The organism is Gilliamella sp. Gris1-4, assembly GCF_001690335.1.
Classification (GTDB): Bacteria; Pseudomonadota; Gammaproteobacteria; order Enterobacterales; family Orbaceae; genus Gilliamella; species Gilliamella apicola_P.
Genome location: NZ_LZHA01000014.1, coordinates 65214 through 77875 on the forward strand (window position 1 = coordinate 65214; position 12662 = coordinate 77875).

The 12662-nt window shown below is 35.7% G+C and carries 9 protein-coding genes; 2 read left to right on the forward strand and 7 right to left on the reverse strand.

Annotation, left to right across the window (positions count from 1 at the left end; genetic code table 11):
* Nucleotides 1-308 precede the first annotated feature (308 nt).
* Together A9G31_RS01805 and A9G31_RS01810 are read left to right on the forward strand one after the other, a co-directional pair.
* A complete protein-coding gene (locus A9G31_RS01805) occupies nucleotides 309-1217 on the forward strand; it encodes an SPFH domain-containing protein (protein ID WP_034910684.1) in 909 nt (302 codons plus the stop codon).
* Between the two features lie 107 nt (nucleotides 1218-1324).
* Nucleotides 1325-1789: an NfeD family protein gene (locus tag A9G31_RS01810; protein ID WP_065560179.1), complete on the forward strand. Its 465-nt coding sequence runs from the start codon at nucleotides 1325-1327 to the stop codon at nucleotides 1787-1789.
* A 54-nt stretch (nucleotides 1790-1843) separates the two neighbouring features.
* On the opposite strand, the gene yqfB is transcribed toward A9G31_RS01810, so the two are convergent.
* From yqfB to dapD, 7 genes are all read right to left on the reverse strand, one after another.
* Nucleotides 1844-2152, reverse strand: a complete 309-nt coding sequence (gene yqfB, locus A9G31_RS01815; protein WP_065560180.1) for a N(4)-acetylcytidine aminohydrolase — start codon at nucleotides 2150-2152, stop codon at nucleotides 1844-1846.
* Nucleotides 2153-2398: 246 nt separating this feature from the next.
* Nucleotides 2399-4549, reverse strand: coding sequence for a carbon starvation CstA family protein (locus tag A9G31_RS01820; protein WP_141671344.1), 2151 nt, complete (start codon nucleotides 4547-4549; stop codon nucleotides 2399-2401).
* A 303-nt stretch (nucleotides 4550-4852) separates the two neighbouring features.
* Entirely contained in the window at nucleotides 4853-5572 is a 720-nt protein-coding gene (btsR, locus tag A9G31_RS01825) for a two-component system response regulator BtsR (protein ID WP_065560182.1), read from the reverse strand.
* On the reverse strand, nucleotides 5572-7266 hold the full coding sequence (locus tag A9G31_RS01830) for a sensor histidine kinase (RefSeq protein ID WP_065560183.1): 1695 nt from the start codon (nucleotides 7264-7266) through the stop codon (nucleotides 5572-5574). Before A9G31_RS01830 ends, btsR begins: the two co-directional genes overlap by 1 nt.
* 56 nt (nucleotides 7267-7322) lie before the next feature.
* On the reverse strand, nucleotides 7323-9605 hold the full coding sequence (gene bglX / locus A9G31_RS01835; protein ID WP_141671345.1) for a beta-glucosidase BglX: 2283 nt from the start codon (nucleotides 9603-9605) through the stop codon (nucleotides 7323-7325).
* A gap of 212 nt (nucleotides 9606-9817) precedes the next feature.
* Nucleotides 9818-10309, reverse strand: coding sequence for a YajQ family cyclic di-GMP-binding protein (locus A9G31_RS01840; protein WP_065560184.1), 492 nt, complete (start codon nucleotides 10307-10309; stop codon nucleotides 9818-9820).
* A gap of 104 nt (nucleotides 10310-10413) precedes the next feature.
* Nucleotides 10414-11238, reverse strand: a complete 825-nt coding sequence (dapD, locus tag A9G31_RS01845; protein WP_065560185.1) for a 2,3,4,5-tetrahydropyridine-2,6-dicarboxylate N-succinyltransferase — start codon at nucleotides 11236-11238, stop codon at nucleotides 10414-10416.
* Nucleotides 11239-12662: the final 1424 nt, after the last annotated feature.

Here is a 12662-nt window from a genome sequence, read left to right on the forward strand (position 1 = left end):
AAACTAAAAAACCCGCATAAAGCGGGTTGTGTAAAAAAGACAATACATCATTACATCACCCGCAAAAGGTAACGCACCACCAACCAAAGCTGGTGAATTGACGAGTAATAAGATGTAAATATTGTGCTTTCATAATTTTTATCGATTAAAAATAAATTTTGTACTATTAAACTAGTTTACTAGCACACTGTCAAGAGATTATTTATTTTTAAAAACAAACTTCGCATTTATAACTAGGCAAAAAATTTAATAATCTATAAAATGGTCGACTCATTTTTATTATAAAAAATTATAAGGATTTTTGAACTATGCCAGTATTTTATATCGTCATTGGTGTTATTGTTTTGCTTGCGTTAATTACTGTCTTAAAGGCAATTACAATTGTTCCCCAAGGTTATCAATATACTATCGAACGTTTTGGTAAATATACCCATACCCTTGAACCCGGTTTAAATATCATTATTCCGTTTATGGATGGTGTTGGTCGTAAAATTAATATGATGGAGCAAGTACTCGATATTCCATCACAAGAAGTCATTTCAAAAGATAATGCTAATGTGCAAATTGATGCTGTTTGCTTTATCCAAGTACAAGAAGCAGCAAGGGCTGCATATCAAGTAAATCAATTAGAGCGTGCTGTCATTAATTTAATGATGACTAATATTCGTACTGTTTTAGGTAGCATGGAATTGGATGAAATGTTATCACAACGTGATCATATTAACTCTAAGTTACTAAGTATTGTCGATGAGGCAACAAGTCCATGGGGAATCAAAATTACCCGTATCGAAATTCGAGATGTTCGCCCACCAGCAGAATTGATTGCTGCGATGAATGCGCAAATGAAAGCAGAACGTAATAAACGTGCCGAAATTCTTGAAGCAGAAGGTGTTCGTCAAGCAGCGATTTTACGCTCTGAAGGTGAAAAACAATCTGAAATTTTAAAAGCGGAAGGTGAAAGACAATCTGCCTTTTTACAAGCCGAAGCGCGTGAACGTGCTGCCGAGGCAGAAGCAAGAGCAACTCAAATGGTATCCGATGCTATTGCTGCAGGTAATATTAATGCTATTAACTACTTTGTTGCCCAAAAATATACTGAAGCATTACAACAAATTGGTTCATCGGATAATAGTAAAGTGATTATGATGCCACTTGATGCGTCAAGTTTAATGGGTAGTATTGGCGGTATTGCTGAGTTGATTAAAAACACGAAATAAAAAATCAATTTTTATACTTAAACATAGTGTTTCCTGAAACTTTTTAACAAAATCTATAAACGCTATGTTTAAGATTTTTACTGAATGTATTATAAAGGTAATCAATAATGACTGATTTTTTTATGGTTTTCTATAGTTCACCCCATTGGGTATTTATTGCTTTAGGCGGTATTTTGCTGATTATAGAATTACTTGGTACTGGCGGATACGGGCTTTGGAGTGGGATAGCTGCCATTATTGTTGGTTTAATTGCTTGGATTTTACCTCTTTCTTGGCCAATTTTATGGATTTTATTTGCAATTCTAACGCTTGTATCTGCTTATCTTTGGTGGCTTTGGCTCAAAAAGCAAGGTAAAGATAAATCAAGTAAAGGCGAAATCAATCAGCCACAACAAGATTTAATTGGTATTAAAACAGTTGTCACAGATGCTATTGTTAATGGCTCAGGTCGAGTAAAAATCAAAGATGGAACATGGTCGGCAAGATGCGTTGAAGATCTTAATGTTGGGCAGCGTGTTGAAATTATTGCTGTGGATGGTCTAATTTTAGATGTGCTACCTATAAATCAATAGTTTTTTTGCTAGTTATAAAAATAAATAGGGCGCATTAACAATGCGTCTTTTTTATTATAAGAGCGAAAAATGAATTACAAAAAAATGATTTTCATTGGGGTATATGTCAGAAATTACTTTTTTCAAATCACTCAAAGTCATATTCTCTTGTTGGGCATGGTTTTCGGTAAGTTGATCAAATGTAATTTGTCTAATATTAACTATTTTAATCGTACAAAAATACTCATCAGTTTCAAAAGTTCCAACACGAAGCTTATCACCAACTTTAAAATGTGATTCACTCTTATCTCGAATGGTAATGACTTTTAAACCAGCTAAAATATCAGACTTAAAACGTTGATAAAAAGTAATATCATTTTGCACAGCATTATCCTATGTAACAAATCACTCAAATCGATTATTACTAATTTCGAGTAATTATATTTCAAATAATAATGAATAAATATTAAGTTTCAATTTAGGAGGAAAAATTTATGAGCACATATTGTATTTATACAACAATTATAGCAATAACTTCTTAAAAAATGCCCAACAATCAGTTTAAGATTGATGGGCATAAAATAGCTGATTAATTTCAGATTATAATTCAGGGTACTAAAATGCTATAGCTTAATGTGACATTGTTGTCTTTACACCACCCTCAGGGATTGGTACGTAAGCCGTTTCTTTATCTGTTCTTTGTTTATTATTACGTACTTTTAGTGCCGTCTTAATACCAAAAAAGATAATACCGTAAACAACTAATAAGAATAAAATACTTAAACCAGCATTGGTATAGTTATTAATAACAATGTGGTGCATATTATCAATTTGTTGTGCAGTTAAATCACTACCTTCTGCAATGCGACGATTGTATTCATTCGCTAAATAGAAGAAACCTTCTAATTGCGGATTAGTACTAAATAATTTCAATGCTAATGCCCATGTTGTACAAATTAATAACCAGATAGCTGGTATTATAGTTACCCAAACATATTGAGCACGTTTCATTTTGATTAATACAACTGTCGCTAAAACTAATGCAACCGCAGCAAGCATTTGGTTAGAGATGCCAAATAATGGCCATAAGCTCTTAACACCGCCTAATGGATCAACAACACCTTGATAGAGTAAATAGCCCCATAAGCCAACACAACCTAAAGTACCAATAAAACCTGCAATGAGGGAATCTGTTTTTTTCAAGAATGGAACAAAATTACCCAATAAATCTTGCAACATAAAGCGACCAGATCTGGTACCTGCATCAAGTGCTGTTAAAATAAATAGTGCTTCAAACAAAATACCAAAATGGTACCAAAAGCCCATATTTGCACCAGGTAAAATTTGATGGAATACATGCGCAATACCTACAGCTAATGTCGGTGCACCACCGGCACGATTTAAAACTGATGGCTCACCAATATCTTTTGCTGTTTGTATAATTTCCTCAGGTGAAATGACAAATCCCCAAGAACTCACTGCGGCGGCGGCATGAGTTGTCACGTCTTGCAATTGAGCCATAATCATGGGTGCATCTTCGGTTCCAAGTCTATGCAAATCTGGCATAGTAACACCTAAAGCTGCTGGCGGTGTATTCATTGCAAAATAAAGACCCGGCTCAATAATTGATGCAGCCACTAAAGCCATCATTGCAACAAATGACTCCATTAGCATTGCACCATAACCAATAAAACGAGCGTCGTTTTCATTGGCAAGTAATTTAGGTGTAGTACCTGACGAAATCAATGCATGGAAACCAGAAACCGCACCACAAGCAATGGTGATAAATAAGAATGGGAATAATGTTCCTTTCCAAACAGGCCCTGTTCCATCAACATATTGTGTAATTGCTGGCATTTTTAGATCTGGATTTAAAATAACAATTCCAATAGCCAAACCAACAATCACTCCAATTTTTAAGAATGTGGCTAAATAATCGCGTGGAGCTAAAATTAGCCATACAGGTAACATTGCCGAAACTAGCGCATAGCCAACTAATACATAAGTAATAGTTGTTGCTTTAAAGGTTAAAGCCGGTCCCCAATACGCATCATGCGCTATAACACCACCAAACCAGATAGATAAAACAAGCAACACAATACCAATAATTGATACTTCTGCTACTCGGCCTGGTCTAATAAATCGCATATAGATTCCCATAAATAGAGCTATGGGAACGGTTGAACAGACTGTAAAGACTCCCCATGGGCTTTCTGCCAAGGCCTTGACTACAATTAACGCTAATACTGCTAAGATGATTAACATGATCAAGAAACAACCAAATAGCGCAATAGTTCCTGGTATTACTCCCATTTCTTCTTTGATCATTTCACCTAGCGATGAGCCATTACGACGAGAAGATAAAAACAACACCATAAAGTCTTGTACCGCACCTGCAAAAACAACGCCTGCAAGTAACCAAAGTGTGCCAGGTAAATAACCGACTTGTGCCGCAAGTACTGGACCAACTAATGGACCTGCGCCAGCAATCGCGGCAAAATGGTGTCCAAATAATACATATTTATTTGTTGGGACATAATTTAAACCATCATTATTAATGACCGCTGGCGTGGCGCGAGTTGGATCTAACTGCATGACTCTTTTGGCAATATACAGACTATAATACCGGTAAGCGACTAGATAAATCGAAACTGCTGCCGCAACAATCCAAAGTGCACTAATGTGTTCACCACGCCGTAATGCAATAACTGCTAAACAAATTGCACCAACTATAGCAAGGATGAACCATGGAATATGTTTAAAGATTTTATTATTCATAATGATTCTCTTTGTGTTTTGTAAGATTAATTAATCGATACTTAAAACCATAACAAATTGTTAAAAAATTATAATTTAGGATAATGCAAAACTGACATTTTATTGTTATCGCTATACGATTCTTCTAACAATTTTAAGATTATAAGCATCAACTAAAGGTCTTTTTATGCTCAAGCGTATAGTAATTTTTTACTTTGAAGAATGATAATAGTATTTAAGTTATAGGTTAAATTGAGAGAGTGAATGGTTATAATTGATAGGTTAACGGTAAATAAAATGGTTTTGTAAAAAGAGTATTTTAGTTAGCTACAAACCTAATAGCTCTTTAAGAGGTTTTAAATAGCGACGGCTAACCGGCACCGAAATATCATTAATTAAAATAACTTCAACACCGCCAGTTTGATTAAAACGAATTTCTTTAAGTTTTTTTAAATTAATCAGATATTGCCTATGACACCGCACTAAACATGTTTTACTCTCAAGGGTTTTTAATGTTAGCTCAGTCAGATATTCTTGATTTGTTTCATTAAATACCAAAATTCCAGTTATTTTAGAGGCAATATAAAATACATCATCAAGATTTAATAAATAAATTCGGTTATGCCCTATGCATGGAATATAATTCAGTTTCTGATTAATACCTTTTAATTGGTTGATATTTCCAGAAAAACAATGATTATGCAGACGATATAGAGTTTTGTTTAGCCTTTCTGGTTCAACTGGCTTAAGTAAATAATCAAATGCTTGTTCTTCAAATGCTTTAACCGCAAACTCTCCATAAGCAGTTAAAAATATAATCCTTGGCATAGTTTCATGATCTAGCATTGATAGCATTTCAATACCATTTATTTTGGGCATTTGAATATCTAAAAACACTACATCTGGTTGATGTCGATGAATCTCTCGAATCGCTTCCATTGCATTATTACATTCAGCAACAATACAAATTTCAGGATCACTTTCAAGCAAGCAGCGCAAATTTTCGCGTGCAGGTAATTCATCATCAACAATAATTACGTTTAACATTAAGTAGTTATATCCTCTGATAACGGTAATATTATCATCACTTTGGTGTACTCATCAGCTTCACACTCTATCTTGATACCATAATCCTCGCCATAACGGATTTTAATTCGTTTATCAACTAAATTAAGCCCCAAACCTTTGGTATCTTTTTTATGTTCACAGTAATTGCCAGCATTGTCAATCACTTCTAAAACTAACGATTGCTCCAGTTTATAAGCACTAATTGTTACATTGCCGTTACCTATTAATTGAGATATTCCGTGTTTAATAGCATTTTCAACGATAGGTTGTAATGTAAAAGCTGGTAATTTTGCATATTCTAATTCAGTGGGAATGTCGATGTTGATAGTCAACTGATCCGTAAACCGCATTTTCTCGATTTGCAAATAAGCATTAACATGTTCTATTTCATCTTTTAGAGTAACAATTTCTTCGGTCCGTTTTAAATTTTTCCGGAAAAAAATAGAAAGGTTTTGCACTAGCTGTGAAGCCTGTGTTTTATCACGACGAATAACCGCCAATAATGTATTTAAGGCATTAAATAAGAAATGAGGATTAACTTGTGCATGCAGTAATTTAATTTCAGTTTTAGATAACAACTGCTTATAATGCTCATTTTGTCCAGCCAGAATTTGTGCAGATAATAAGCTAGCAATACCTTCGCCAAGAGTTCGATTTATTGTGCTAAATAACGTATTTTTTGCCTCATAAAGCTTAATCGTCCCCACGACAGTATTGTTTTCCCCTCTAAGCGGAATGACCAGCGTTGAACCTAAACGACAATTTTTATTTATTGAGCATTGGTAAGGTTGATGAACTCCATCAAGATATTGAACTTCATTTTTTTCGATTGCTTCTAAGGTATTATTTGAGGTTATTGGAGTTCCTGGCAAATGGTGATCATCACCAATACCAATAAAAGCGAGTATTTTTTCTCGATCAGTAATTGAAACAGCGCCAATATCAAGTTCTTGATAAATGATTTCAGCCACTTTAGTACTGTTTTGTTGATTAAAACCATCCCGAAGCAAACCTTCAGTACTAACAGCGATTTTTAATGCCTTAGCTGAAAAGGCTGAAGTATAGCGCTCAAATATTGCCCGCCTATCAAGTAAAATCCGCATAAACATCGCTGCACCAATACTATTTGCTACAATCATTGGCGCAGCAATACTCCTAACTGCATGCAACACCACATCAAAAGGTCGTGAAATTAATAGTACCAAGATCATTTCGAGCGATTCAACTAACAAACCTAATACACCGACCAAAAGAGGATTATAAATAAGATCTACTCTGCCCTTTTTCATCAGAAAATAATGTAATAATCCACTGAGTAACCCTATTAAAATGGTGGACAACATACAGCTTTCAGCGGTAATTCCACCTAAAGTATAACGATGAAGTCCTCCTGTAATTCCCACTAAAAAACCGACTAGTGGTCCACCTAGTAAACCGCCTAAAATAGCCCCAATTGCCCGTGTATTGGCAATAGTGTCTTCAATATGTAGACCAAAATAGCTTCCCATAATACAAAATAACGAAAATATACAATAACAAACCAATTTGTGAGGTAAATGAACTGTCACTTTCATTAGAGGAATAACGATCGGTGTTTTACTCAGTAAATAAGCAATAACTAAATAAACACACATTTGTTGAAGAAGCTGTAGAACAAGATCCAATTCAAACATAACTCTGACCACTGAATCAAAACCGCCGACAAAAGTCGGCGGAAATTAAAAAACGATTAATCAAGCAAAGTAAACGTTTGCTTGTCCTGAGTTGTCGAATCACTACCGATATACACATTAAATTTTCCTGGTTCGGCAACATATTGCATTTTATTGTTCCAGAATTTCAGCATATCATATTTAATCACAAATTTTACTTGCCCCTTAGTGTGTGGTTTTAAAGTAATATTATCAAACCCAATTAACTCTTTCACTGGGCGGCTAACCGACGCTGTCACATCTTGCAAATAAAGCTGGACGGTCTGCATACCTTCTCTATTCCCTGTATTTTCAACATTAACGGTGACAATAATTTCACCATCTCGATTCATTTTAGTACTTGATAACGAAAAGTCCATCGCAAAATTGGTATAACTCAAACCAAACCCAAAGGGGAATAACGGTTCATTAGGGCTATCAAAATACGAGGTTGTGTATTTACCCATATTTTCAGTACCGTGCGGGCGCCCAGTATTTAAATGGCTATAATAGACGGGGATCTGCCCAACATTATAAGGGAAAGACATGGGCAATTTGCCTGAAGGGTTATAATCACCAAATAGCACATCGGCAATAGCATTACCTCCTTCGGTTCCTAAAAACCAAGTTTCAAGCATCGCATCAGCTTGAGCATATTCTTCGGATAATGTTAAAGGACGACCATTCATTAAGACAATGACCACAGGTTTACCAGTTTTTTTCATTGCTTTAATTAATTGTTTTTGAGTTTTTTGCAGAGATAGATCTGTTCGACTTGATGACTCATGAGCCATACCTTCTGCTTCACCAACAAAGGCAATAACAATATCAGCTTTTTTAGCTATTTTCACCGCTTCTGCAATCATTTTGTCGGCTGGTCGATTATCAAATTTAGTTGTTTCTCCGTATAAATTTAGAAATCGATATAAATTTTCATCATCAGAAAGATTGGCACCAAATGCATAGCTAATTGATTCAGGATTTTTAACTGCATTTTTAATACCTTCTAATGGAGTTACCGCTAAATTAGCACGCCCAGCTCCCGACCAACTTCCCAAAATATCACGTTTTGAATCAGCTAATGGACCAATCACCGCAATTTTCTTATTTTTAGCTAGCGGTAATATCTCATTCTCATTTTTTAATAGCACAATACTACGGCGAGCCACATCACGAGCTTCTGCACGATGTAATCGATTATCAGCAAACATTGTGTCGATATCTAATTTCGGATCTAAATTACGTTTAGGATCACTAAATAATCCCATATCATATTTAAGTTCAAGTACATGACGACAAGCTTGGTTTATTTCATCTTCTGTGATAGCACCTTCTTTGACTAATTCAGGCAAAAATTGTAAGAAATATTCATCATTCATACTCATTTCAATACCAGCTTTAATCGCAACACGTACAGCATCTTTCGGATCACTAGCTACGCCATGATTAATAAGTTCACGAATAGCCCCATGATCACTAACAACAACACCATCAAAATGCCACTGAGTACGTAGTACTTCGGTTAATAACCAATGATTAGCCGTTGCTGGGATGCCATTAACGCTCACTAACGAAACCATAACTGCCCTGCTACCTGCATCAATTGCTGCTTTATAAGGCACAAGATATTCTTGGAACATTTTGCGTTCGCTCATGTCCGTACTGTTATACTCACGCCCAGCTTCAACTGCACCATAAAGTGCAAAATGTTTTACTGATGTCACCAATGATTTTTTATCGGCAAGCGATTGCTTTTGCATCTTTTCAACAAAAATACGTCCAGCTTCTGATGTTAAATAAGGATCTTCACCAAACCCTTCAGACACACGCCCCCATCTAGGATCACGTGTAATATCAACCATTGGCGCCCAAGTTATATTTAACCCATCCGCGGTAGCTTCGTCAGCTGATACTTCAGCAGCTTTTGCAATTGCACTACGATCCCAAGTAGATGCAATACCTAAATTAATTGGGAAGACAGTTCTATGACCATGAATTATATCAAAACCAAAAAATAGAGGGATTTTATTAGGAGATTTTAGAGCACGCTCCTGCATTTGAGAAAGGTCTGGTTCGACAACAGTATTAAAAATACCACCAATTTCACCTGCTTCAATTTGATCAAGTACTTTGTCTAAAGTTAGATCGCCACCAACACTAATTAGGCGCAATTGTCCCGCTTTTTCTTGAAGCGTCATTTTTGATAATAGATTATCAATAAAAACTTTTTTTATTTCCTTTACTTCGCTATTAGATTCTTGTGCAAACAAATACCCAGAAAAGATAAGAAAAAATAAATATATAGCTACTTTTTTCATCATAATAAATATTGTTATAATTAAGAGGATAGACAAGCAGACAGCATAACGTATTTACAAAAAATCTCGTTTTTTTATCTACTTACATTCAGGTTTAAAACATCATAATAGTTATTGCATCCCCTTATTCAAACACTGTCTTTTCTGAAATTTTTTTACAAAGTTTAAGGGATAATATTGCCGACAATTGTTGGCAATATCAACTCAATAACACATTAATCTCTAAAATTGGTAAATTGAAACGGTTGACCAAATTCGCTATTTTTAACTAATGCCATAGTAGCCTGTAAATCATCGCGTGATTTGCCTGTAACACGGACTTGTTCACCTTGTACTTGAGCTTGTACTTTAATTTTGCTGTCTTTGATCGCTTTTACAATCTTTTTAGATAGCTCTTTATCAATACCCTGCTTAAGCTTAACCGTAATGCTATAAAGTTTACCGCTGTGCTCCATCTCTTCAGGAATTTCGAGTGCACCACCATCAATACCTCGTTTAGCTAGCTTATCGCGCAGGATATCGAGCAGTTGCTGTACTTGAAAATCAGATTGGCTTGTTGCTTTAATCGTTTCATTTTTTTCATTTAATTCAAACGAAGCTTCAACATTTTTAAAGTCCCAACGAGTAGCTAACTCACGAGTGGCATTTTCAACACCATTTTTAACTTCTGGCATTTGAATTTCTGAAACGATATCAAAAGAAGGCATAAATTCTCCTCTTCTAATGGTTATAAAACTAAAATTATCTAGTTAATAAATAGAATAATTGTCGCCTAACAATAATTTAGGCGACTTTAAAATATAAGCGTAAATTAGTCGATAGTACGAAGCAACTCATTAATACCTACTTTACCTAAAGTTTTCGCATCAACCTTTTTAACAATAACTGCACAATAAAGACTATATTTGCCATCTTTTGTCGGCAAGTTGCCAGAAACAACTACTGAACCAGCTGGTACACGTCCATAGTGAATTTCACCGGTTGCACGGTCATAAATTTTAGTACTTTGACCAATAAAAACACCCATTGAAATGACGCTGCCTTCTTCAACAATAACGCCTTCAACTATTTCACTGCGTGCGCCAATAAAACAGTTATCTTCAATAATTGTTGGGTTAGCTTGTAACGGCTCTAAAACACCACCAATACCAACACCACCTGATAAATGAACATTTTTACCAATTTGCGCACAAGAACCAACTGTCACCCATGTATCAACCATTGTCCCTTCATCAACATAAGCACCAATATTAACATAAGAAGGCATTAATACAGTATTTCGAGCAACATAGGCACCTTTGCGAGCAATAGCAGATGGAACAACACGGAAACCTTCTTGTTGGAATCTTGCTTGATCATATTCAGCAAATTTTAATGGCACTTTGTCATAATAGTTAGTTGGACCGCCATCAATCAGTTGGTTTTCGTTAATACGGAAAGAGAGCAAAACCGCTTTTTTTAACCATTGATGAGTTATCCAGTCACCATTAATTTTTTCTGCGACACGCATTTTACCACTGTCTAATAAAGCAATGCATTGGTTAATCGCATCACGTGTAACTGTATCAACATTTGACGGTGTAATTTCAGCACGACGTTCAAATGCTGCTTCAATAATAGTTTGTAATTGTTGCATCTCAAGTTTCCTTTAATTTATAGTCTGTTAGCAAATAATAATTAGATAGACAGTATAATATAATCTTTCTTGCTTTTTAAGTGGTTTAATCAAAACACCACAATCAATATCCAAGCAATCAAAAACAATCGAAATCTTAGTAAAGTCATAGGAAATCACAAAAAACAGAAAAATAAAAGCTTTAATAAAAATCAATACCTTTTCTGATCACTTTGGGGATGTAATTGCACTGCTTTTTAACACAAAAACAACTCACAACCACATAAGGCTATGTTATTTGTCTTATTCTGGCGTCAGACAAATTTGTCTGACGCCAGAATAAAACTGATAGCATAGCCGATTTTTTTTAGATTGTTTTGTTCAATAAAAATACCGCATAAAACCCAAATAAAATCAATAGCATACCGGAGCAATTTTTTATCAAAACAATGCCTTTTTTGTTGTGGATAGAGTGGGTTGGTGTGGTGGTTTCGGACGTTTGGGCTTTGGGTGATAAAAATAGCTGTTGTGATCACGTCCGAGTCAGGGAGTTAAAGCGAATTCCCTAACAACCCTCGCTTTGGCTGCAGAATGTGGCCTTCGGCTCCCCTCCGCCGTCGCTCGGTCTTAACGCACCGTTTGTGGACGCGTTCCCGACGCACCACAAACTCGCCAAACATCCTGTTTGGCGTGCTAACCTCGCTCTGTTGTCGGCACATTCTGACGCCGGAGTAAGTCAGACAGTACAGCCGATTGTTTTTTTGTAATTATATGATTAATTATATTTTTATTGCCGCCTATACGGCGTTAAGGATAAATCCTGTTGATAAAAAAGCCCGCTCAGCTTTCTAAACCGCCTATACGGCGTTAAGGTAGAACTCAAGATTTGATAAATCTTGTTATATAAAGATAAACAACAATTTTGGCTTTGAAAACCCTTTTTTTGAACTGTTTTTTAATGTGTTGATTTTATTTGATTTTAAATTTTTGTAAAAAAAAGGGTTTAGAGCGGTTAATTTGCTGTTATTAGGGCGCTGTTCGTGATTTTGTTGGTTTGTTTTATGTTGGTGCTTTGCTTAGGTTGTGTAATTGATTGATTTTTTTTTGAAAACGGCAAAATAAAAAACTCAATAAAATCAATAGCCTACCGGAGCGATTTTTTGTGGTTTTTGCAGTGTTTTTTATAAAAAAGTGACTCATAAAAGCCACTCAAGGTTATGTTGTTGTCTTGTTACGGCGTCAGAATGTGCCGACAACAGAGCGAGGTTAGCACGCCAAACAGGGATGTTTGGCGAGTTTGTGGTGCGTCGGGAACGCGTCCACAAACGGTGCGTTAAGACCGAGCGACGGCGGAGGACAAATTTGTCTGGAACAAATTTGAACATCTGAGCATAGCGAAGATGGCCTCGTAGAGGCGAGTATCAGGATGATACGAGTATTGCCGG

What these genes read in the sequence shown, in the direction of transcription:
- A9G31_RS01810 (WP_065560179.1), top strand. Translation starts at nt 1,325, where the DNA reads ATGACTGATTTTTTTATGGTTTTCTATAGTTCACCCCATTGGGTATTT.
- btsR (WP_065560182.1), bottom strand. Translation starts at nt 5,572, where the DNA reads ATGTTAAACGTAATTATTGTTGATGATGAATTACCTGCACGCGAAAAT.
- A9G31_RS01805 (WP_034910684.1), top strand. Translation starts at nt 309, where the DNA reads ATGCCAGTATTTTATATCGTCATTGGTGTTATTGTTTTGCTTGCGTTA.
- dapD (WP_065560185.1), bottom strand. Translation starts at nt 11,238, where the DNA reads ATGCAACAATTACAAACTATTATTGAAGCAGCATTTGAACGTCGTGCT.
- A9G31_RS01840 (WP_065560184.1), bottom strand. Translation starts at nt 10,309, where the DNA reads ATGCCTTCTTTTGATATCGTTTCAGAAATTCAAATGCCAGAAGTTAAA.
- bglX (WP_141671345.1), bottom strand. Translation starts at nt 9,605, where the DNA reads ATGATGAAAAAAGTAGCTATATATTTATTTTTTCTTATCTTTTCTGGG.
- A9G31_RS01830 (WP_065560183.1), bottom strand. Translation starts at nt 7,266, where the DNA reads ATGTTTGAATTGGATCTTGTTCTACAGCTTCTTCAACAAATGTGTGTT.